The sequence below is a fragment of the Crocinitomix algicola genome (assembly GCF_001661595.2).
Classification (GTDB): domain Bacteria; phylum Bacteroidota; class Bacteroidia; order Flavobacteriales_D; family Crocinitomicaceae; genus Crocinitomix; species Crocinitomix algicola.
The window spans coordinates 72,069-95,557 of the sequence record NZ_LYPF02000012.1; the positions used below are offsets into that span (position 1 = coordinate 72,069).

Genomic DNA, 23,489 nt, shown 5'->3' on the forward strand with positions numbered 1-23,489 from the left:
TAATTTTCGGCTCTTAGCTTATTTAAATTGAAGAATTTTAAAGATGAACTAACTATTTAACAAAAATTTACGTTAATCAAATCAAGAATTTCTAATTTTACCTATCCAAAAAAGTTATGATGAGGTTTATTTTAATTACCATTTGCCTATTACTTGTTCCCCTCTTTTCAATTGCACAATTTGGGTTTGAGAGGTATGAGGAAATTCCAGTGTTAAAGGATGGGGAATTCTTGAAGTTTCCTTGGGCGGGAGGAATGGATTACTGTCAGTTTTCTAATATCGACTTAGATTTTGATGGAACTCAGGATCTTTTTGTTTTTGATCGCACTTGTAATAAGGTCATGACCTTTATTCAAAATGGGACATCGGGCGAGAGTGATTTTGTTTATGCGCCTGAATACGAGCAACTTTTTCCGAGTGACCTTCATGATTGGACGCTTCTGGCTGATTATAATTGTGACGGTGTGGTGGATATTTTTACCGCGGCTATCGGAGGAGGAAGAGTTTATCGTAACATCGGAAATGAAATAGACGGCCATAGTTTCGAATTAGTTTCTGATATTCTAACGACCTATGTGTATGATGATTTAGGATATTTATACCTTTCTCCAGCCGATATACCTGCCATTGTGGATATTGATGGTGATTCAGATTTGGATATTCTGGGTTTTGGGGTTTTGGGTCGTTCTGTTGAATATCATCGCAATATGAGTATTGAAACTTATGGTGTTTGTGATTCATTAATTTTTGAAACCAAGAATATTTGTTGGGGTAGATTTAGAGAAGCAGCAGCTTCCAACGATGTTACATTGTGGGATACATTGGAATATCCTTGTCGTGATGAAGATTTGACTGAAGAGTTTGCTCTTCGACCAGAAGTGAACCAAGATCGACATGCAGGATCATCCTTGCTCGCATTAGATTATACTAATTCGGGCGTTATGGACTTGGTGCTAGGTGATATCTCATTTAGTAATATGACACTGCTTTTAAATGAAGGAGAAGAGGTGAATACCAATTCTGGAATGTATGACCAGGACAATGCTTTTCCGTCTACATCAATAGCGGTTGATTTACCAATTTTTCCAGCAGCTTATCACGTCGATATTAATAATGATGAGATTCGCGATTTGGTAGTATCTCCGAACTCGAAGATTGGATCGCAAAACATTGAAAGTGTTTGGAGTTATACGAATGAGAACGAAGATTTGGAACCAGCGTTTATTTTTGAAAAAGTTAATTTTTTACAGGAGGAAATGATGGATCATGGAACCTCTTCTTATCCGGTTTTTTTTGATGCAAATGGTGATGGACTGAAGGATTTATTAGTGAGCAGTCAAGGTCAGTATGATGACGGTTCAGGAAATCAAATTTCAAAATTAGCCTATTACGAGAATACAGGTACAGCTACAACACCTGAATTTATGCTTGTAACAGATGATTATGAGGATCTATCTACTCTAGGTATGGGGGAGTCTTTGGTTTTTTATCCAACCTTCGGGGATTTAGATGGTGATGGAGATGAAGACATGATAATGGGAGAGTACCTCGGGTATTGTTATTACCTTGAAAATACTGGAGGACCAGGCAATCCTGCTATATTTAATACGTTTACTTTGTTAAAAAATAGCGAAGGGGAAGCAATTTTTGAAGGAACTTATGCTTATCCTCAATTGGTAGATATTGATCGAGATGGTGATAATGATTTAGTTATTGGAAGAAGGACTGGTAAATTGCATTATTACGAAAATACAGGAACAGATGAGTATAACTTTGAATTCAAAACCAATTATTTTGGTGCTGTAGATGTTTCAGGTGATGGATTCATTGAAGGCCATGCCATACCTCAATTTGTTTCAATTGAAGACGAATACCACTTAGTTGTTGGATCAAAAAGGGGGCAAATGTTTTATTATGATGAAATTGAAGATAACCTTGAAGGCGGTTTTCATTTGGCTAATGTTTTTGTAGATAATATTCATATTGGAACTTATTCTGCACCTGCAATCGTTAACCTTACAGATGACAATCGTTTTGAAATGGCCTTAGGCAATAGAAGAGGCGGAGTTGGCTTTTATCGTTCTGCCGAGCTTTCTAATATTGGAATTGAAGATTTTTCTTCAGACTTTTCTTTCACGATTTATCCAAATCCTACTGATGATATTGTTCAAATTAATCTCGGCACTATGTCCAAGGTTCAACTGGCGGAAATGACAGTTGAAATATTTAACTTACAAGGGATTTTGATTTCGAGGCTGAAACCTATTCAAAATTTAATGACTGTTCAGTTGGAAAATTTTGCCGCAGGGACATATATAGTAACAGTTTCTAATCAAGGAAACAGCAAAAAAGAAAAGTTGGTGGTTTTAGATTAGGGTTATTCCATTAAGATATCAAATAACTCTTGTACCTCCGATTCAAATTGTTCATATGTTGTTTGTTCGAGTTCATTCTCTCGTTCAAACTCCATTTCTGAAACTTCTTTGGCGTTAAATTCGACAGCCTCAAGATGCATCATCACGCCATAACGTTCGATATCAAAAATTAATGGCATACCCTGAATTTGACTATACGCTGTAAACCAATATGCATTAATTGTTGATAAATCCTCTGTAAACCAATAGTTATTCCGCGTTAAAGTGTCTTTAGCTTCTATGCTGTATGATTTAGCACTTAATCCAACAATACTGTCTGTTTGATTTAGAGGGGTGATTGTATAATTTGGTTGAGAGCCAATCATTAATTCTATTTCATTTTCATCTAAAGTCGTGTAAAGAAGTTTGTCTCCAAAATCTAGTCGCATTTCAATTGACCTTTCGGATTCATCGGAAACTATTTCAGTGGAGAAAATTTCACCGCGTGCAATTGTTGATTTCATTTTCGTGCCGCTAAAGATAATGGTCATTGTTTCGGGCAGAATCGCTTTCATAAATCCCGAAATTTCAGCGTTTGGATAAGTAATTTCATAAATTATCTCTCCTTCTTGAATTTTATTGGATTGACAAGAAATCAGGAGAAAAATCACTGAAAAGGTAAGTAGGACAAATTGTTTCATTCGGTCACGCGTATTAGCATTATCATTTTGAACAAAGATATCATTTTCTTGGATAAACCATTAATTTTCAATTCAATTCGAATTAATTAGTCCGATTCCTCCTTGCAATATGGTCATAAATGATTTGAAATCAACCTATTTTAAGCCAACCGTAGCGTAGAATTTTTGCGATTGAGAGAAGAATAATTCGTGCCAAGGAACATAAGAATTCCTTAATTCAATTAAATTTGCAGGTTAAATTTAGCAGTTATGGCAGAAATTAAGATAATAGAAAATATGTCCGAATTAGGGGCAGGAACCCGCGGAGCAAGTTTAGGAATAGGAGCGCTACAGGTTGTTGCACGACAAAGAGGAGAAAATTTCTTTGGTCAGTATGAAAGGTTTATGATTGAGCATCAAAATGATATGCTCGATTTTCCAACAAAATACACCTATGCTAAATGGATTGATGGGTTGGCTAATGTTTATCAACAAACCGCAGATGTAGTCAACTTTGTTCTTCAAAATAAAGATTTTCCACTTGTATTATCTGGGGATCATTCATGTGCAGCAGGTACAATTTCTGGAATTAAAAAAGCATTTCCTAATAAACGTTTAGGAGTGATTTGGATTGATGCTCATGCCGACCTTCATACGCCATACACAACACCTTCTGGTAACGTGCATGGTATGCCTTTGGCTGTTGCTTTGGGTGAAAATAACATGGAATCAGCAAGCAATACTCCCAATCCAGATGTGGTTGAGATGTGGGAGGAGCTTAAAAATATCGGGGCTCCGGCTCCTAAGGTTTTACCTGATGACTTAGTTTTTATTAGTCTAAGGGATACTGAAAAACCTGAAGACGAATACATGGCGAGGAATGGGGTGAAAAATTTCTCGGTTGATGAAGTCAGGCAAAAAAGTAAAGAGGAAGTTGCGAAAGAAATTAAAGAAAAACTGAGTGCATGTGATATAATCTACGTTTCATTTGACGTGGATAGTATGGACTCAATCTTGGTTTCGAAAGGAACAGGCACTCCTGTTGAAAATGGTTTAAGTCCAGAGGAAGCAAATTACTTCGTGAATGAGTTCGCTTCTTGGGAAAAAACTTGTTGTGTCGAGATGGTTGAAATTAACCCATGTCTCGACAATAAAATAAATAAAATGGCAGAAACTGCCTATGATATACTTCGTAACACAGCCGCTACGATTGAAAAGAAAATTAAATGAGCTTAGACAATAAATTAACGATTAAGACGCTTGAATTATTGAGCGATTTTTATGAACAAGCAATAGATGCAAACCTCATCCAATTTCAAAAAACAAGAAAAGATTTTGAAGGTGATATCACGCTTGTAGTCTTTCCTTTAGCAAAAATAGCAAAAAAGTCTCCGCCTCAAACAGGTGATGAAATTGGCCAATTATTGGTAGACAAAATTGATTATATCGGCAGTTTCAACACTGTTCAAGGTTTTCTAAATTTGGTGATTACAGATCAATACTGGCTAGAAGAACTGAAAGAGATTGAAACAGTAGATAATTATGGAATTCAACCGCGAACAGAACAAAAGCTAATGGTTGAGTATTCTTCTCCAAATACCAATAAACCATTACATCTTGGACATTTGAGAAATAACTTTTTAGGCCATTCGGTAGCGAGAATATTAGAAGCCAATGGTCATGAAGTGATTAAAACTCAAATCATTAATGATAGAGGAATTCATATTTGTAAAAGTATGTTGGCTTGGCAACGATTTGGAAATGGCGAAACACCGGAAAATTCTGGAATCAAAGGCGATAAACTAGTCGGTAAATACTATGTTAAATTTGATCAAGCGCTAAAAGAAGAAACAGAAGTTGTTTTGGCAAAATGGGGGCAAGGAGAGTTTGATGTGGAGAACGAGGTGATGGCAGAATATCAACGATTGTCGCTGGCGGCAACAGAAAAAGAAGATGCTAAATCGCGAAAAGGAATTTTAGATAAAATTAAAAAATTAGCGAATAATTCTACCCCAATAATGAAAGACGTCAAAGAGATGTTGGTAAAATGGGAAGCTAAAGAACCGGAAGTATATGAGCTTTGGGAAAAAATGAATGGATGGGTTTATGAAGGGTTCAATAAAACCTATGAAGCTATGGGAGTTCATTTTGACAAGCTTTATTATGAATCTGATACTTACCTAAAAGGGAAGAAACTGGTTGAGCAAGGTTTGAAGGACAATGTTTTTTTTCAGAAAGAAGACCAGTCTGTTTGGATTGATTTAACCGATGAGGGCTTGGATGAAAAATTGGTGTTGCGTGGGGATGGAACAGCTGTATACGTCACACAAGATATGGGAACAGCTCAACAGCGAATGGAAGATTTTCCAGGTTTATCGGGGATTGTCTATACAGTTGGGAATGAACAAGACTATCACTTTAATGTCTTGTTTAAAATCTTACAAAAATTAGGGTATAAATGGGCTGAAAATTGTTTTCACTTGTCCTATGGTATGATTGATTTGCGAAACGATAAGGGTGAGGTTGGAAAAATGAAGTCAAGAGAAGGTACTGTTGTTGATGCTGACGATTTGGTGAAAGAGGTGGTTAAGATGGCACAAGAAATGACCGAAGAACGTGGGCATATTGAAGGAATGACTGAAGAAGAAAAAAATAAGCTATATCAAATGATTGGTTTAGGTGGTCTGAAGTATTATTTATTGAAAGTCGACCCAACTAAAAGAATGACTTTTAACCCAGACGAGTCAGTTGAATTGAATGGTAATACCGGTCCTTTTATACAATACGTTTACGCCCGTATTTCTTCACTTTTAAGAAGTGCTGGGAATTTCTCTGCGCAAAATATAGCTGAAGTTGACGGCTTGATTGATGTGGAAAAGGAATTGGTTAAAAAACTAGTGGAGTATCCGCAAATTGTCATTCAAGCCGGAGAAGATCATTCACCTGCGATTATCGCCAATTATATATACGACCTGGGTAAAAACTTTAATTCACTCTGGCAAAATGTTAGTGTTTTAAAAGAAGAAAATCAGGCGAAAAGAGAAATGCGTTTAATCTTGAGCAAAAACGTAGCAAAAGTGATAAAATCTGGCATGTATTTGTTAGGAATAGATGTGCCGGAACGTATGTAATAAGATTTTATTATGTATTTATTAACAATTATTTTACGTGAAACTTCAGTAATCTGAATTGATTGTTAAATGATTGTTAGTTAAGTTTTTAAGTAGGTTATATTGTTGGGAATTTCTATTGAAAATCGACTGATCTAATATCAGGTAATTGAAATATTTTTGCTAATAAGTGCCGAAAACATGCTCTAAATCGACATAAATCAATAATTTCTTTATTTTTGTGTTAGATAATTTTTAAACAATATGAAAATGAAATTTAGGTTTTTAAGTCTATTCATGGCGCTTGTACTTTCTGGTGCAGCTTATGGACAGACTGCTAGTCAAAAAATCGGAATATCCGGACATTTAGGACTTTCTGATTACTATGGTGATTTGAATGCACAATTCTTTGATATCGGTAAAACATATAGAAACCAAGGAGGGATAACAGTCAGTTATTACCTTACCTCTATGTTTGATGTTGCAGCGTCTTGTACATACGGAGGATTAGGTTACGACCAAGCAATTGGTCAAAGTTTTGGTGCAAACTTATTTCAAGCACATGGTCAATTTAGATTTAAATTCCACAATGGATTTATTTTACCAGAATCTTCGAAAATTCAACCCTACCTTTTTGTAGGTGCAGGAATTGCAGATTATGCAAACGTTGGAATTTTCACTGATGTTCAAATGAACACAAATCCAGAAACAGATTTCACAACTAATGCTGGTTTAGGAGTAACTTACATGCTTTTGGATCAATGGGGGCTGAACTACACCATGATGTATGCACATACCAACGGAGATTCAAAAGACGGATTAGCTGGTGTAACTGCCGGTTGGGATCAATTTATGATTCATCAAGTGGGTGTTGTGTTCTTATTAGGACAAGCAAACGATGCTGATAAAGATGGCGTAAATGACGCGAAAGATAAATGTCCTGATACGCCGGATGGTGTTTCTGTGGATAAAGAAGGTTGTCCAATTGATACAGACGGTGACGGAATTGCAGATTATATTGATAAATGTCCTGAAGTACCTGGTGTTGAGGCTTTAGAAGGATGTCCAGATAGAGATGGTGATGGTATCACAGATGATGAAGATGATTGTCCAGATGAGCCAGGTTCTGCTGAAGCATACGGTTGTCCAGATAAAGATGGTGACGGTATTTTAGATGAAGATGATGCTTGTCCAGATGTTGCTGGTTTAGAGAAATTTGATGGTTGTCCTGATACTGATGGTGATGGAATCCAAGACTCTGAAGATAGATGTCCAGAAAAAGCCGGTATTCCTGAATTGAAAGGATGTCCTGATACAGATGGTGACGGAATTGCTGATGTTGATGATAAGTGTCCAACAATTCCAGGAGTTGATTCAAATCTAGGATGCCCTGAAATCGCTCAAGAAACGAAAGATGTATTCGAAAGAGCATTGAAAGGAATTCAATTCGAATCAGGGAGAGATGTCATTAAACGTTCTTCATATGGAATTTTAAATAATGTTGCAGACATTATGAAAAACAATCCAGAATATAAATTGATTATTGACGGACACACTGATAGCCAAGGAAATGACGATGCAAATATGGAGTTGTCAAAGAAAAGAGCTGCTGCAGTTAAGAAATATCTGGTAAATAAAGGTGTTGCTGAAAATAGATTAACGTCTAGAGGTTTCGGTGAAACTAAACCTAAAGCAACAAACGATACAGCGCAAGGTAGAGCAACTAACCGTCGTGTAGAGTTCACAGTAGAGTTCTAATTTAACGTTTAAAAATTAAGCTAAATGCCTCGATTCATATCGGGGCATTTTTTTTGGTTTAAAATCTAATATGCCAGTTATCGAATAAGAATGACGCTTTATCGAGTAATGATGAAAGTGTCCTTTTTTAGTCCTTATCTTTACAACGAATTATTAAGCATTTTGTAAGATAATTTTAGTTTCATAGCTAAAAGTTAGGTGGGGGCGTTTTGTTTAGGCAAAACGCCCTTTTTTATCCCCTAATTTTGCCTAATCAATTGGCAGGCCACCCAAAAATGAGTAGTTTTGTGCCGAATTTAAACTACATTCCATGAAAACTGTTATAAAAAGTCTTTTACTGTTCACATTTATTTTTCACTTTTCTAATTCGTCAATGGCGCAAATCAACGAAGATAAAGTCGGTGCTTGGTATATGTATTTTGTGAATAAGAACTTCAAAAATAGTCAATGGGGATTTCAGGGTGATTTGCAATATCGAAATTGGAATTTGGGTGGAGATTTAGAACAGTTGCTCGTTCGAGGTGGACTTACATTTCGTCCCAGTAACTCTAGTATTAAGTTAACATTGGGATATGGGAGTATTACAACTGGAGTTTATGGAGATGATGAATCAACGACGCATGAAAGTAGACTCTATCAAGAAGCCTTGTTACCAGCAAAGATCAGTGATAGATTTTTAACTAGTCATCGCTTTAGATACGAACAAAGGTTTTTAAATGGACAAGATTTAAGAACACGTTTTCGCTATAATTTATTCTTAAATATCCTACTGAATAAAAAAGAAATGTCAAACGGAGCTTTGTATTTGGCGCTTTACAATGAAGTATTCATTAATGGGGAACGAAATATTGGAAATGGAGCTACAGTTGAATTATTCGATAGAAACCGTTTCTATTCTGCTTTGGGATACATGGTAAGTTCGAATACTAAAATTCAGGTTGGACTGATGAATCAAACAACAGAGAATTGGAAGAAAAATCAATTACAAATTAGTTTACACCAATCATTTTAAGACTGTTTGTTTGCATCTATGCCGTCTAAAATATCCCATGTATGATCAGCTAAAAGTCGAACAGTTGCAATATATTTATATTCATTCTTTTTTGAGCGACCCCATTCGGATGGACCGATAATGGATAGGAGTTGTTGCATCGATTGATCTTCGTAGAGATAATAAATATGATTAATTATAGGCTCGAATCGATAAGTCGCCGCATAAATGCGTTCAGAAATTTCCTTTCTCGATTGAATCTTTTTTGCCTGTTCGGCAAGTAGCTGCATTTGCTCATACAGTTGACTGAGTTGTTGGTCAGTTTGATGCTCCATAGCAGTTAAAGCTCGACCTTTTTGTTTGCCAATATCTTCAGGCTTAATAGCAGCACTACCTACGTGATGACCATAGGCTAATGTATGGGGGTTCTCTGCAATCTTGTCTGGATCTATTGGGTTAATAAATTTTTCACGCTTCTTTTTATCTTCTTCCATATCGCAATATTTCTCACCTAACTTCTACAAAAATAGAGATATTTTATTTGACTTTTTTTTTATTTTTATGAGACTAACTCTAAACTAAAACTATGGGATTAATCATCGGGGGAATTATAGTCATTTGCATCGGTGTCTTTTTGTGGATTGCAAATGGAAAAAAGGCAGAAAAATCTGCCAAATTACAACTTCTAGATACAACTCCAATTAAGGACATTATTGAAAATTTTACTAGTATAACCGATTCAATGGGAAAAGGTTCATTTTCTAATTACGTTGAAGTAAAAGGAACAGCGTATTCTGATAATGAAATACTGTCGGAATTAACAGGTGAAGCACTTTTATACTCAGAAACAAGGGTTATCCATGAATATGAATCATTAGAGGTTAAAACCGATAATAACGGTAAAAAAAGAAAAGAATGGGTACCGAAAGAAGATACTGTTGCTTCGAACAATCGTTGGGCGGTTGATTTTGGAGTGAAAGATGAATCAGGTTTTATGCTTATTGATCCAACAAAATCGCAGCTCCATACAGAGCATCTCTTCGAAAAGTTTGAACCAGAAGAAGAAGATAACTTGGCGAAAAAAGTAAGTGGTTTCGCCAAATTGTCATCTCCATCCTCCAAAGCCAAACGAACAATTGGATACCGATATAAAGAAGTTGGGATTAGGTTAGGCTCTCCCTTATATGTGGCTGGTAATGCCAATGATAGAAATGGGGAACTGAAAATTTCTATGTCGAATAATAAAGAGGATGATTTTATTGTTTCTGTAAAATCAAAAGATCAATTATTAAATAATTTATCCAGTGCAGCTAAAGGATTGAAGATTGGAGCTTATATACTATGGGCAGGCGGTGCGGCTCTATTGATATATGGAATTATAAGTATATGATAGCTTTTGCAGTTGAGATGGATTAAAATTTTATTTTTGCACTTGTTAAAAAAGAAGTATTGAGCGATTTATTGTATGCGTTCGATTGAAAATGAATAATTTAAATTAAAGATATGTCTAACGGATTATTAAAAGGAAAAAAAGGAATCATTTTTGGAGCCTTAAATGAGCAGTCAATTGCATGGAAAGTTGCCGAACGTGCACACGAAGAAGGTGCTGAATTTGTTTTGACTAATGCCCCAATTGCAATGCGAATGGGTGAGATAAATCAATTGGCCGAAAAAACTAATTCTAAAGTAATTCCTGCCGATGCAACCAGTGTTGAAGATTTAGAAAAATTAATTGACGAATCAATGGAGATCTTAGGAGGTAAAATTGATTTTATCCTTCATTCTATTGGAATGTCAGTGAACGTAAGAAAAGGAAAACACTATACAGATCAGAATTATGATTGGACAATGAAAGGGTTAGATGTTTCGGGAATGTCCTTTCACAAAGTGATGCAAACGGCTTATCAAAAAGATGCAATGAATGATTGGGGATCTATTCTTGGATTAACTTATATCGCTGCTCAGCGTGTGTTCCCTGATTATAACGATATGGCGGATAATAAATCTTACTTAGAATCTGTAGCACGTAGTTTTGGATACCATTTTGGACAGAAAAATAATGTGCGTGTAAATACAATTTCTCAGTCTCCTACGGTAACAACAGCTGGTAGCGGAGTAAAAGGGTTTAACGAATTCATTAATTTCTCAGAAAAAATGTCTCCATTAGGGAATGCTTCAGCTTTAGATTGTGCAAATTACTGTATTTCGATGTTCTCAGACTTAACTAAGTTCGTAACGATGCAAAATCTTTTTCATGATGGAGGATTTTCCGCAACAGGTGTTACACAGGAAGTTATTGAAAAATTTGGGGAAGAATAAGCTTAATAAAATTTTAAAATAAAAGGCGTTGTGTGAAAACACAGCGCTTTTTTTATGCCGGATTAGTGTTCAATTCGTTGTAAAATAAATTTAAACTCGTTCAAAATTATTGCTGTTGCTCCCCAAACCAGTTTCTCTTGAAAATTAAATGATGGAACATTTTTAATTTTTCCTCCTTTTACGGGAAAGTCTGCCATGACGCGGTTTTCTTTTAAGAGTAAGTCTTGCGTTGAAGCATGAATAATTGATTGTACTTCCCGAGGATCAGGTTTTAATGGTGGTAAATTAGGGGTAAATCCAATGTATGGGTGAATTAAAAATTGACTAACAGGGATGTAAACTTCTGTGAGTTGACCAATTAATTGGATTTGATTTGGTGAGACCCCAATTTCTTCTTCCGTTTCTCGCAAGGCTGTAATAGACGTATTTTTATCTTCTTTTTCAACTTTACCGCCCGGTAAACTAATTTGACCACTGTGCGACCCATTATATTTTGGTCGTTCGGTTAAAATAAATGAAAGGCCACTTGGCGAATTGTATAATAATAACAAAACAGCAGATAAGCGATAGTTAATAGGCTTACGCAAAGCTTCCGAAGCGGTCGCTCTAAATGGAATCATATCCCTATGCGCGATTTCTCCTGGAAGGTTCTTTAATTCCGTACCGATTTGTTGTATTATTTTAGGAATAGTCATGACAAGTAGACAAATTTAGGGAAGATTCTTGAATTTTTAATTGATGAATAAAAGGAGTATTTCACACTTGTTTGTTCGTGTGGATTGAAATATTGTTTATTTTGTTGAATGAAATGTGCATGATTTTAAGGCATAAATAATAATCAAGTTATCTTGTAATTTTATTAAAATTTAAGGGACGTGACGGACAGTATTTTATTCGAATTGTTTGATATAAAACAAAAATTTTTAAGGGAGATTCCACATCCAAAATTAATTCTGAAACAGATTAAAAAAATTGAAATCAATCAGGGGTATAACGCTCCACGTGCTTTAGACTATAGTTCGTATCCACTAACAAAAAGCAATGAAGCATTAACGTTGGTTCAGTTCCTAGACGAACACATTCATGCGGGCTTAGGATTAAAGCATCAAATATCTTTATCCAATACATACGACCAACTAAAAGATAGTTTGGTGCAACTAATTGACCATCAGGTGCAATTGGTGCGTAAATTGAAGTCTTATTTGCCTTTTATGGACAGTTATCCAGATCAAGAAATAAAACAATCAAAACCGCTTGATCCATATGCCGTTTTAAAATTGATTCAAAAGCAAAATCTCAAAGAGAATGAAATAAAGAATTATCTTTGCATCCTACTCGAAGCTGGCGAAGAAAACTCTAATACTCTTTTGGAGGCTTGTTTGCAAGCGAATAAAATTTTAGGCAATGGATGATCGATTTGAAAAATTACGCGAACTACTTGAAAACCTTAATTACCCTTCAGTGTACATGTATAAGTTTATTGTGAAACAAGACCCGAATAAAGTTGCTGAAATTAAAAAGTGTTTCAATGAATCTGCTGAAATAACGACCAAGCCTTCAAAAAATGGAAATTATATTTCAGTAAGTGTAAAAGAAATGATGCTAAATAGTGAAGCGATAATCGAACGCTACAAAGCAGTTGGTCAAATTGATAATGTTATCACCCTTTAAATTATGGGAAAATTAGAAAGTAGTCAGGTTATTTTCGGAATTTTGTATGCAACTGGTGCAATATCTTTATTAGTTGTGAGTTACATGTTATTTATAAAGCGGTTTAAACGAAATAAGTTGAAGGCAGTAAGTGAGGTAAAGTTAAATACATCGCGGTACGACAGTTTTTCAAATAAAACACAGTTTTTAATCGAATTGTCCGATAATATGCAGGTTACCTTAAGTCTTTTAAACCGAAATGAAGAATTAGTAGGAGAAATAATAAATGAAGAATTGTTAGCTGGTGAGAATGTCGTTGATTTTGATCCGACAAAATTTGAAGAAGGCAATTATTATTTATCTTTAAAGACCAAGAATTCGTCAATATTGCGAAAAATTAGAATTACAAAGGATTAATATGAATAGAATGGCAAAAATTCAAGTGAAATTATTAGTAGTGTTTCTTTGTGTTTTTTGCGTTCCTATCGTCCATTCGCAATCTGAATCATTTAATCCTAAAGGTAGTTTTAGTGTAGATCTTGGGGTTCCAACAAAAGCCAAAAATCCGGCCTTTGAAAAAGTCATGGAAGGATTATTAAACATGGGGCTCGATTATCGACATAATGTTTATAAAGGATTAACAGTTGGTGGAGGGTTAAAGTACTCGTTTTTTACTTTAAATTCTTTCGCCTTTAACTCTAATCAAGTAACAGGTTCATATCATATGCCTGGAGGATACGCAATGGTGGGGTATGAAAAATTCACAACGGACCGCGTTTCATTTAATGGGAATTTGCGTGTTGGTTATTCCAGCCTTCTATCGGTTAATGATACTAGTAAGGCTTTATATGACGGTCCTTATATAAAAGAAGCTTTTTTTATTGAGCCGACAACTGAAATAGTTATGTTGACAGATAAAGTATCTCCTCATGGATTTAGTTTTGTGTTGAGTTATAGTTTTTATTTTAATGAATTTACTAAGGATGATGTAAGTATGAAAGACATTTCTTCCATCCCTGAAGAGGATTATAACGGTATTACACGATTCTTGAGCATCGGCTTTGGTTACCGTTATTACCTGGGAAGAAATTAGTTGACAATGAGAATTAGTACGCTTTTCATCATTTTTTTAATCCTTTTTTCTTGTAAGAAAGAGGAGGTTACTGATTATAAGTTACCCAAAGGTGCAATAGCATTTACAGATGACGATTTAAATTTTGTGCCATACTCAAATCAAAACTTAGTGTTTAAAAAAGCTCCTGATTTTATTGAAGAATTGCACTATCAATTTGATGGGAGAAATGCTACCCGAAACCAATTTGCATGGGACCAAACTTATTTTAAGAATGCAGCAGATGAGCATTTAAGGGTTGAACTACGTTTACGTCATTTAAAAACAACTAATATCACCCTAAAAACATTGGCTATCTATATGCCATATTGGGACGGAGAAAGCAAGTTGAATGAGTCATTGTTTGAAATTCCTTTAAAAATGGATGCAACTTCTTCAGAAATCTTTTCTGGAAGACTGGTGTTCCATGAAGCGATTGATTTGCATGGTACCATCTGGGAAAACGTATATGAAATATTACCGCTTTTATATCCTACAGAAGAAGAGGAGAGTGGTAGTAGATATAGCAAATTGTTTTATTCGACTGAGTTTGGATTAATTCAATTGAATCAAGTAAATGGAAATAGTTGGATATTAATTCCATAAATCAAATAGAAATGAGTGTTTTTAAAGCCGTTTTTTTAGGTACAGGAACTTCTCAGGGTGTTCCTGTAATTGCATGTAAATGCGAAGTTTGCCAGTCTGAAGATGAACGAGATAAAAGGTTGAGAACGTCATTAATGTTTACAATTAAGGATAAGAATTATGTAATCGATACAGGACCTGATTTTAGACAGCAAATGTTACGTGAAAAAGTGGATTCGCTTGATGCTATTTTATTCACGCACGAACATAAGGATCATATTGCAGGTATGGATGATGTGCGTGCTTTTAATTTTGCTAGTCAATCCTCCATGGAGGTTTATGCTTCGCCCTTGGTTGAAATTGGGTTGAAAAAGGAGTTTCATTATGTTTTTGGTGATTATAAATATCCAGGAATTCCCCAAATCAACCTAAACATTATAGGTGATGAATCCTTTAAGGTAGGAGAGGAAACGGTGACACCGATTAATGTGATGCACTACAAACTCCCTGTTAAGGGGTTTCGAATAAGAGATTTTGTTTATATAACGGATGCTAATTTCATTAGCGAAGAAGAGTTTAATAAACTCAAAGATGTGAATGTACTTGTTTTAAATGCACTTAGAAAAACTAAGCACATTTCTCACTTTTCTTTGGATGAAGCAATAGCAATTATTAAACGTATTAATCCTAAAAAAGCATACCTAACGCATATTAGTCATTTAATGGGGAAACACGCGGAAGTTTCTAAAATTCTGCCCAATAATGTAGAAATAGCATATGACGGTCTGCAAATTGACCTCAATGCACATTAAAAAGTTTTTAAGACTATTTTTCATTTTTGGGATAGTTTCGTTAATCAGTTACTTTGTCTTTAAGTCAAATGATTCAACCTTTGTGTATAGTCAATATGGCGTTAAAGTTCCAGAAAGCTACACAATTTTTGGTTTGGATGTGTCTCATCATCAAGGGGAAATCGATTTTCAAAAAGTCATTGAAAGTGGAAAAGATGGCGATGCAATTTCTTTTGTTTATATTAAATCCTCTGAAGGAGAAAATCATAAAGACCGAAATTATGATATAAACGCTGAAGGATTTGCTGCAGAAAAGTTAAATTATGGATTCTACCATTATTTTCAACCCGATCGCTCTGCTATTAAACAAGCCCTTTTTTTTACGAATATCATTGACGGATATAATTTTAAGTTAATTCCTGTTATTGATGTCGAAGTTAAAGGCCACGCAAGGAATGAGTCTTTAATCGACTCAATTCTCATGTTTCAGCAAATTGTTGAAGATCGACTTTTAATTAGGCCAATGATTTATACTTATGTATCTTTTTTTGAAGATTACCTTAATGTGGAAGAATTACAAAACGAACTTTTTTGGTTGGCGAGTTATAATGGGAAAAATCCATATATGGGAAATAAAAATGTCGTTATGTGGCAGTTTACAGAACGTGCAAAAGTAGCTGGATTGACTACTTATGTTGATTTAAATGTCGCTAAAGATGATTTCTTCAATAAAGTTGTACTATCTCGCTATAAAAACTGAAAAAAGGGGTGAGCAAACTGCTTAAAATGATACATACAATAACCCAAAACCTATGAAAAGATATCATTTAAGTATAAGCGCTTCTCACCCCCCGTGTCTTATTTGACGATTAATTAGAATATAACTTACAATTATTTAAAGTAAGAATAACTGTTATTATAAACGTTTTAAACTCTCTGATGTTTTGATGGAAAAGTTAATAATTTGTTAAAACTAAATAGGGAGAAAAAAAGAAGGGGACACTCGAAGTAGAATTTTCATTAACCCAAAACTTATGAAAAAGTACATCTACTAAGAAACCAAGTGCCCCCTGTACCAATATTTATTAATTTTTCTGTTGAAAAAGAAGGGTAAGTAACTTTTCAAAGAATTCTTCATTAACCCAAAACTTATGAAAAAGTAAAATATTACATCTCCTACTCTGGCTACTTACCCATTTCTTATATATCTTGATTTAAACCGTTGCTTAAATACTTAATTTCTGATTCTGTTACAAAGATAAGTATAAAATTCGAATCATTTACGTGTTTATACCTAAAAATAGTACTTTATACGTAGTTTTAATTAATTTCTATGGAGGTGTAGGACTAATTTATTCATTTACAGTTAGTTTAAGTTAGTCTTTTTTTTTGAATAGACAAAAAAAAATCCAAATATATTATTTGGATTTTTTCTGCAGTAAATTAAATATTATTCCGCATCGGGTGCGTCACCATTTTCGGGATCACTTAAAGGGAATAGTTTTTCGTCATTTTCATGTCCAGTTTCTTTATCAATTATCACTTCAAGTTGACCAATAGATAACTGCTTATATCGAATAACTTTGTCTTTATCCAGTATAAATATTCGAGGGGTAGAATAAACGTCATAGGTGTCAGCGTAGTTTAAGCTTTCTAATGTTGTGGTTCCTCTTAATAATTTAGCAAGTTCCATTTGATCTTTACTGGTAGCAATAGAATAAACTTCAGGAGTCACACCAACGTTTAAAAAAGTTAAATCGTTTTCTCGAATAAATTTTTTCCATTTATCAAATTCGTCTCCTGTTGCTTTTCCAATAGCGAAAACTTCAATATTTCGATCTTTAAATTTTTTCTCATACAGGGTTTGAAGTTTAGGCGTTATTTTTTTACAATGACCACAGTTGGGATCCCAGAAATAAAGAATGGTATATTCTGCATCATTATCGTAAAAGCTGTGCCATTTTTTTTCGGTTGAATCAGGTAAAATGATTGGAATAGCTGGGTTTCCTATTAAGGTACGTCCAATTTTTTCCGCTCTTTCACATACTTTTTCTGTATTTTCTTCTGTCATCCAATAAGCATAATTATTGGGCTCGCAATAGTAAGCTTTCGCCATGTGATGAAAGACTTTATCCATGCCCATAACAGGGGAGGTTTCATATTTATTCGTTACGTGATGGACGATGTATTGAAAAACTTTATTTTCCTCATTTTTCATATCAGTCTGGTCAATCAACTTTTTTGCATAATGAAAAATGCTATCGGGTGTTTGCAATACGCCTTTTTCAGAAAAATATTTGTCTAGCTTATTGTGGAACACGGGAGTATTCACAATTCGTGGGTCCTTTAAATTAACGTTATCCCAATAATGATTAACGTAATACTGAAATACAAAGTTAGAATCTGTAATGTTTCCTTCTTTGTCTCTCGGATGGTCAGGTAGTTCGATATCGAGCGTCAAATCAATCATTACTCCAACAAATAGGTCTTTGTGATTTTTAACGATGTCTTTTTGATAAGCCTTTACTTCATCGTTTATTTTAGTTAACAACGCTTTGGCGTCTTCTTTTTCTTTATCCGACGATTCGGGGTTTTGTAAAACTGCAGTAGAAGGTTTACCTGCGTTTCGTTGTTTATTTGTGTAACGCATATAGTCAACAAATACCTTATTGTTCTCTGATTTTTTTATGGTACTTGTTTCAATAGGATTGTAAATATCCTTAATCGCGATATCGACATCCTCGTTATTGTCAATAATAACATCAAACCTATGATTGCTAGGGAGCATAATTGAATATAGGCCTGCTTTATGTTTAGAAGCGTCGTATGAAAACTTCCCATTTACAGCTTGTGCAGTATCTGCATAATATAAACCTTTACCAAAATATCGCGCCAAATAGATTGTTGTATCAGGCGTATTTGCTGTAATATTAATGGTTTGTGCTTGAGAACCATAAATAGAACAAAGCGTGAGTAGTGTTATTAAATATTTCATAATTTTAAATAGTTGTCCTCTAAATTTAAAGGTCAGACGAAGATAAAACTTCTTAAGCAATTGGTTTAACAAAAAATTAACGTTTATTCAGACCCTAAACGGTTTACAGCTTTTTTGATGTTTATATAATTTGAAGCAATAAAGAGTAAAAAACAAATTAAAGCGGCAATTAAAGTTATCCATAAACTTGATCCTGCAATCGCGATACCGTTTTCTTTTAGCCAAGGATTGACCAATAACAGCTTTATTGTTAGCATAATTGCAACAGATCCAGCAGTGATTAATCCAAATGTGATGCTCAATTGTCGTATAAATGTGTTCACAATTCTCTGTATCGCATATCCTATTCTTACCAAGGTCTTGATTTCATAGGAAGCTTTGCTAAGCACGAGCTGTGAGTATTGTACAAATCCCAATAATGATAGTAGCATAATAATTACAGATGCAATTCCAAAAATTCCAATAACAATGGCAATAATTGTTTTAATTTTTGCCACGTCAATCGCTGACTTGTTAACGTCTAGATTCATATCGTTCATTAATTCATCGAGTTCTCCATAACTGTTGTCTTTTGTTGTGATAAATACTCTTGAAGGGTTTTGAATTCTTCCATTTCCATATAAATTATTGGCATGTGTCAAAAATGGCTCTGGAACAAGTATTGAACTGATTTTGTGACTAAATCCAACAACGCGTCCAATCATTTTTTCTTTTTTTCCGTTTCCTTCAATATGAATGGTTAGCCGTGCAGCCATGAGTAATTCTTCTGAAATTTGATTCATTCCTTGACTTTGAGCAAACCCATAGTTAATTATCATGATAAAATCGCGTGGAAGAACAATTGGAATATATTCACTTTCCGAAGTCCAATCCCAATTTACATCGATGTCCATAAATCGAGTTGGAATGGCTTGAAAAAACATATCCGCATAAAAATGTGGCAATCCGTCTCCTGCGACTTCTGATATACCAACTTTAAAGTCAGCTGACTGAAATGGCGCCACGTCGGTAATAAAATCTTTCTTTTCTAACGCACTAATTTCTTCTGGTGTAAATTCAGTGGAATTCATACCAATACTAGTAAATTTTGTCACCTTCTTCTGTATCACGACAGAGTTTGGTCCAAATAGCTCTTCCTCATTACTATGAAAAGATTGAACATCCATTATCAATTGCAAGCTCAATAAAAGTGCTGTCATTCCAATTATTGCTCCTAGCGTGGCAAAAATAAATTGGAGATTGGTACTATTTCTAAACAATATTTTCTTTAACATAAAGCTATAGTTTTAATTCTTCGTCGTAGTTAAAACCATGATGACTACCGAGTGTTGTTAAAATAAAACCTCCTTTATTTAGATCAGTTTCTTTGGCTATTAATTCAAGTGCAATGCTCGCGTTTTTTTCATCTAAGTGACTGAATGGTTCGTCCATTAACAATAGCTCAAATGGTTGCAGGAGTGAGCGAATTATTGCAACACGTTGTTGCTGTCCCAAAGATAAAGTACCACAAACTTGGTCGTGTTTATCTCCAATTCCAAGCAAATCAAGCATTGAATCAATTTCTTCTTTAGACTTATGATTGGTTAAGTCATTTTTTAGTATCAAATTCTCCCAAACGGTTAATTCAGGGAAGAGTTGCAAGTCTTGAAAAACAGCACTTAATCTGGTGCGGCGTAATTCAATCCACGCTTCTAATGAAAATTCTTGAATGGGTTTATGATCTATTAATACTGATCCGGTATAGTCCTTTCGAAGACCATATGCTGTACTAACAAATGTTGATTTTCCTTTTCCACTGCTAGCATTAAGTAATACTTTTTTGGGGAAATTTATTTGAAACCCTCTTTTCCATACACTCGTTTCTTCATGCTGATAATCCTTTAGAGGGAAAGGCATAACGTTTTTAAATTCTAATAACATAGTCTCTGGTTTAACAATGCATAAAATACAAATTTGCTGCCAAAAAAATAGTGAACTGATTTATAGTGACTTAACCTTTGTTGTTGTACAACATTTCTGTATGAGGAATGTTATCTTCCAAGTAAGTTTTATTGGTTGATTGAAAACCATGTTTCTCATAAAAACCTGTTAAATGACTTTGAGCAGATAAACTGATTTCTTTTTCATTGCATATGTTTTCTATATAGTTAATGGCAGTTTCCATTAATTTATGCCCAAGTTTTAAGTTCCGATATTTGGGAGATGTTACCACTCTGCCAATTGCCATTTCAGGATATGAGACACCTTTTTTTAAAATACGAGCTGTTCCAATAATTTCATTATTCATTTTTGCGAGAAGATGATAGGCGTCTTTATCTTTTCCATCCAAATCTTGGTAGGGACAGTGCTGTTCAACTACAAACACTTCAATTCTCAACGCTACCAAGTCATGAAATTCTTCTTTAGTTAATTCCGAATAATGTTTAACTTCAATATTCATAGTATGCTTTATTACAAAGAAAGAATATAGTTACGTACAAATTCTGCTTTTTCGTTGATGTTTTTACCTTCCAAGGTTGATGGACAAATTGGCTCGCCAACTATCACCTCAATGGTTCCAAAACTTAAATTGAATGGTTTTTTATTGGGCCAAATTTTATTCGCTCCTATAATTTTGATCGGTAAAATTGAGACATTGGCTTGGTTGGCCAAATGAAACCCGCCTTTTTTAAATGGGCCCATATTTCCGTCTTTACTTTTGGTTCCTTCTGGAAAAATAATAACTCGTTTCCCGTTCTTTATTAAGTCACCAGCTTTTGCAATACTTTCACGTGATTTTATGCGATCAGATCGGTCGATATAAATCATGCCATATGCTTCGATAAACCAACCAAGTAAAGGCGTTTTTCGAAGTTCTTTTTTAGCGATGAAGTAAGTGTAAAATGGCATTGATTTAAATAAAACAGGTATGTCAATAAAGGAGTTGTGATTAGCCATTATGAGATAACTCTCCTTAGGATCTATTCGATTACCTCCCGACACTTTCAGCTTGGCACCAAGTAGGGGAATCACAAAAGGAGACCAAAAATGTTTTGCAATCCATTCCATTCCGTTTTGAACTCGCAGCAAATATAAAATTGCACCGAACAGTATGGAAATAAACGACCATAATCCAAAAATTAAAAGTTTAATACACGAAATAATTGCTTGCATTCAGGGTTGTTTTGGGCGAAATATAATGAAGAAATTTTTATTAATGTCAAATAAAAAAGGACCGATTTTTAAAACCGATCCTTCTCTTAATTTTTTAAAGCTTATTAATCAATGTTTTCAATAACCATTGCAGAAGCTCCGCCACCACCGTTACAAATTCCAGCAGCACCAAATTTACCACCGTTTTGTTTTAAGACATTTATTAGCGTAACAATAATTCTTGAACCTGAATTTCCAAGTGGATGACCTAAAGCGACAGCTCCACCATTCACATCTACTTTTTCTGGATCAAGACCAAGTTCTTTCGTATTAGCTAATCCAACCACAGCAAAAGCTTGATTCAACTCCCAATAATCAATGTCATTCACAGATAAACCTGCTTTATTCAGTGCAACTGGAACTGCTTTTGACGGTGCCATTGTAAACCACTCCGGCTCACGTGCAGCATCTCCATATCCTTTTATTTTAGCGATTGGTTTTAATCCGTATTTCTCAACAGCTTCAGCAGAAGCCAAGATTAAAGCAGAAGCTCCGTCATTTAAAGTTGAGGCATTTGCAGCTGTTACAGTTCCTTCTTTATCAAAAACTGGACGCAATGATGGAATTTTTTCCATTTTAACATTTTTGTACTCCTCATCTTCTGATACGACAATAGCATCACCTCTTCGCTGTGGTACTTCAACGGGTACAACTTCTTCATTGAATTTACCCTCAGCCCATGCTTTAGCGGCTCTTTCATATGAAGCAACAGTAAAAGCATCTTGATCTTCTCGAGAAAATCCTTTTTCACTAGCACATTTTTCAGCACAAACACCCATGTGTACTTGATTATAAACATCAGTTAAACCGTCTTTAACCATGCCATCAATCATTTTTACATCACCAAGTTTAGTCGCATTTCTAGCATTGTAATAATGAGGAACAGCGCTCATATTCTCCATGCCTCCGGCAATAACTATTTCATTATCTCCTGCCAAAATAGTTTGAGCAGCCAAACTAATTGCTTTCATTCCTGAAGCACAAACTTTGTTTACTGTTGTACAAGGAACGTTTTGGCCGATACCGGCGAAAAGTGCTGCTTGTCTAGCTGGAGCTTGACCGAGGTTTGCAGACATTACATTACCCATGAACACTTCGTTCACTTTATCCGCTTCTATATTGGCTTTACCCAAAGCACCCTTAATTGCGGCTGCACCTAATTTGGTTGCAGAAACCGTTGATAATGCACCTCCGAAACTCCCAATTGGCGTTCGAACTGCTGAAATGATGAATATATCTTTCATTTAATCGTATTTTTTATTTGATTTTTCGTTATGGAAATATGCTTGCAAAATTACGATTCAAAATCCAATATTCAAAATTCAATCAACAAAGGCGTTTTATGTTTTGTAAATGAGTTGATTAAGGGTAGAAGTTGTTCATCAAGGTTCGATCGATATTCCCACTTTGTGAATGACAATCGATACATGATCCGCCTTTATTCTTTGATGGGGAAGCCACATCTCCATTGGCTTCTACATAACCATATACCCAACCGAGTTCGTCGGAATATTCGTTATCAGAATCTTTATAAAACAAAGCATATCGGCTAATCGTTTCTGGGTCATCATAAAGTTCTTTAACAATTAATGAACCTTCACTGAATATTGTGCCAGGAATTACTTTTCCTTCTTCATCTAAAAAGTTTGCGGCCGTAGCATTATACCGTGTTCTTAAGTAGGGCATTGGATGTCCACTACCTGCTGATTTTTCAAGTAATGCATCGCTGTTTTTATACCAAGTAAATCCCGATGTTTCTTGTGCCATTTCATAAAGTTCTTGGTCAAGTTCTTTTCCGGCTTTATTTTTTTTACAGGATATAAAGGCAAAAGAGAGGAGAATAGAAAAAGTGAATAGTTTGTAGTGGTGAAAGTTAAATTTGTTTGTCATTTTCAAGTAGTTGGTTTGTTTATATTTCTCAAGATACGTAAAAAACCATTTTTTTAGAAATGT

Annotated in this window: 24 protein-coding genes; 14 read left to right on the forward strand and 10 right to left on the reverse strand. The window is 34.8% G+C overall.

Annotated elements, in window-relative coordinates:
• Positions 1-119 precede the first annotated feature (119 nt).
• Complete coding sequence (locus tag A8143_RS07090) at positions 120-2,375, forward strand: T9SS type A sorting domain-containing protein (RefSeq protein WP_066757675.1); 2,256 nt, start codon at positions 120-122, stop codon at positions 2,373-2,375.
• Positions 2,376-2,377: 2 nt separating this feature from the next.
• Here A8143_RS07090 and A8143_RS07095 read toward each other — a convergent pair whose 3' ends face one another.
• On the reverse strand, positions 2,378-3,055 hold the full coding sequence (locus tag A8143_RS07095; RefSeq protein ID WP_066757677.1) for a hypothetical protein: 678 nt from the start codon (positions 3,053-3,055) through the stop codon (positions 2,378-2,380).
• Between the two features lie 249 nt (positions 3,056-3,304).
• Here A8143_RS07095 and A8143_RS07100 point away from each other — a divergent pair, with 249 nt between their 5' ends.
• The 4 genes from A8143_RS07100 to A8143_RS07115 all read left to right on the forward strand — a co-directional run bounded on the left by A8143_RS07100 (position 3,305) and on the right by A8143_RS07115 (position 8,914).
• Positions 3,305-4,264: an arginase gene (locus A8143_RS07100; RefSeq protein WP_066757680.1), complete on the forward strand. Its 960-nt coding sequence runs from the start codon at positions 3,305-3,307 to the stop codon at positions 4,262-4,264.
• Entirely contained in the window at positions 4,261-6,165 is a 1,905-nt protein-coding gene (gene argS, locus A8143_RS07105) for an arginine--tRNA ligase (RefSeq protein ID WP_066757683.1), read from the forward strand. The genes A8143_RS07100 and argS overlap by 4 nt, the downstream gene beginning before the upstream one ends.
• A 249-nt stretch (positions 6,166-6,414) precedes the next feature.
• The gene (locus A8143_RS07110) at positions 6,415-7,902 is read left to right on the forward strand and encodes an OmpA family protein (protein ID WP_217494794.1); all 1,488 of its coding nucleotides are present in this window, start codon (positions 6,415-6,417) and stop codon (positions 7,900-7,902) included.
• Positions 7,903-8,212: 310 nt separating this feature from the next.
• Positions 8,213-8,914 carry a DUF2490 domain-containing protein gene (locus A8143_RS07115; protein ID WP_066757688.1) on the forward strand — a complete coding sequence of 234 codons (702 nt, stop codon included), beginning with the start codon at positions 8,213-8,215 and terminating at the stop codon, positions 8,912-8,914.
• Here the strand turns inward: A8143_RS07115 and A8143_RS07120 are convergent.
• A complete protein-coding gene (locus A8143_RS07120; RefSeq protein WP_066757691.1) occupies positions 8,911-9,387 on the reverse strand; it encodes a DUF2452 domain-containing protein in 477 nt (158 codons plus the stop codon). The two genes, A8143_RS07115 and A8143_RS07120, sit on opposite strands and share 4 nt — an antisense overlap.
• A gap of 92 nt (positions 9,388-9,479) precedes the next feature.
• On the opposite strand from A8143_RS07120, the gene A8143_RS07125 reads away from it, so the two are divergent.
• The gene (locus A8143_RS07125; RefSeq protein WP_066757695.1) at positions 9,480-10,283 is read left to right on the forward strand and encodes a GIDE domain-containing protein; all 804 of its coding nucleotides are present in this window, start codon (positions 9,480-9,482) and stop codon (positions 10,281-10,283) included.
• 113 nt (positions 10,284-10,396) lie between these two features.
• The gene (locus A8143_RS07130) at positions 10,397-11,212 is read left to right on the forward strand and encodes an enoyl-ACP reductase FabI (RefSeq protein WP_066757698.1); all 816 of its coding nucleotides are present in this window, start codon (positions 10,397-10,399) and stop codon (positions 11,210-11,212) included.
• Between the two features lie 62 nt (positions 11,213-11,274).
• Here A8143_RS07130 and A8143_RS07135 read toward each other — a convergent pair whose 3' ends face one another.
• Entirely contained in the window at positions 11,275-11,907 is a 633-nt protein-coding gene (locus A8143_RS07135; protein ID WP_066757702.1) for an NUDIX hydrolase, read from the reverse strand.
• Between the two features lie 180 nt (positions 11,908-12,087).
• Between A8143_RS07135 and A8143_RS07140 the strand changes: the two genes are divergently transcribed.
• From A8143_RS07140 to A8143_RS07170, 7 genes are read left to right on the forward strand one after another with little or no spacing between them, the layout of a single operon-like run.
• Positions 12,088-12,624 (forward strand): hypothetical protein, encoded by a 537-nt coding sequence (locus tag A8143_RS07140; protein ID WP_066757706.1) that lies wholly within the window; start codon positions 12,088-12,090, stop codon positions 12,622-12,624.
• Positions 12,617-12,883 (forward strand): DUF493 family protein, encoded by a 267-nt coding sequence (locus A8143_RS07145; protein ID WP_066757708.1) that lies wholly within the window; start codon positions 12,617-12,619, stop codon positions 12,881-12,883. Before A8143_RS07140 ends, A8143_RS07145 begins: the two co-directional genes overlap by 8 nt.
• 3 nt (positions 12,884-12,886) lie before the next feature.
• Complete coding sequence (locus A8143_RS07150) at positions 12,887-13,279, forward strand: hypothetical protein (protein WP_066757711.1); 393 nt, start codon at positions 12,887-12,889, stop codon at positions 13,277-13,279.
• Positions 13,280-13,289: 10 nt separating this feature from the next.
• Positions 13,290-13,955: a hypothetical protein gene (locus A8143_RS07155; protein WP_139134294.1), complete on the forward strand. Its 666-nt coding sequence runs from the start codon at positions 13,290-13,292 to the stop codon at positions 13,953-13,955.
• 6 nt (positions 13,956-13,961) lie between these two features.
• Entirely contained in the window at positions 13,962-14,579 is a 618-nt protein-coding gene (locus A8143_RS07160; RefSeq protein WP_066757716.1) for a hypothetical protein, read from the forward strand.
• Positions 14,580-14,590: 11 nt separating this feature from the next.
• On the forward strand, positions 14,591-15,370 hold the full coding sequence (locus A8143_RS07165) for an MBL fold metallo-hydrolase (RefSeq protein WP_066758153.1): 780 nt from the start codon (positions 14,591-14,593) through the stop codon (positions 15,368-15,370).
• A complete protein-coding gene (locus A8143_RS07170) occupies positions 15,360-16,109 on the forward strand; it encodes a glycoside hydrolase family 25 protein (RefSeq protein ID WP_066757721.1) in 750 nt (249 codons plus the stop codon). Before A8143_RS07165 ends, A8143_RS07170 begins: the two co-directional genes overlap by 11 nt.
• Positions 16,110-16,799: 690 nt before the next feature.
• Here A8143_RS07170 and A8143_RS07175 read toward each other — a convergent pair.
• The 7 genes from A8143_RS07175 to A8143_RS07205 form a co-directional block, all read right to left on the reverse strand.
• Positions 16,800-18,344, reverse strand: a complete 1,545-nt coding sequence (locus A8143_RS07175) for a thioredoxin-like domain-containing protein (protein WP_066757723.1) — start codon at positions 18,342-18,344, stop codon at positions 16,800-16,802.
• Between the two features lie 83 nt (positions 18,345-18,427).
• Entirely contained in the window at positions 18,428-19,618 is a 1,191-nt protein-coding gene (locus A8143_RS07180; protein ID WP_066757727.1) for a hypothetical protein, read from the reverse strand.
• A 4-nt stretch (positions 19,619-19,622) separates the two neighbouring features.
• The gene (locus tag A8143_RS07185) at positions 19,623-20,264 is read right to left on the reverse strand and encodes an ATP-binding cassette domain-containing protein (protein ID WP_066757729.1); all 642 of its coding nucleotides are present in this window, start codon (positions 20,262-20,264) and stop codon (positions 19,623-19,625) included.
• A gap of 70 nt (positions 20,265-20,334) precedes the next feature.
• The gene (locus tag A8143_RS07190) at positions 20,335-20,784 is read right to left on the reverse strand and encodes a GNAT family N-acetyltransferase (protein WP_066757732.1); all 450 of its coding nucleotides are present in this window, start codon (positions 20,782-20,784) and stop codon (positions 20,335-20,337) included.
• Between the two features lie 11 nt (positions 20,785-20,795).
• On the reverse strand, positions 20,796-21,497 hold the full coding sequence (locus tag A8143_RS07195; RefSeq protein WP_083261269.1) for a lysophospholipid acyltransferase family protein: 702 nt from the start codon (positions 21,495-21,497) through the stop codon (positions 20,796-20,798).
• 104 nt (positions 21,498-21,601) lie between these two features.
• Complete coding sequence (locus A8143_RS07200) at positions 21,602-22,780, reverse strand: acetyl-CoA C-acyltransferase (protein ID WP_066757735.1); 1,179 nt, start codon at positions 22,778-22,780, stop codon at positions 21,602-21,604.
• Positions 22,781-22,898: 118 nt separating this feature from the next.
• Positions 22,899-23,426, reverse strand: coding sequence for a hypothetical protein (locus tag A8143_RS07205; RefSeq protein WP_070137846.1), 528 nt, complete (start codon positions 23,424-23,426; stop codon positions 22,899-22,901).
• Positions 23,427-23,489 lie beyond the last annotated feature (63 nt).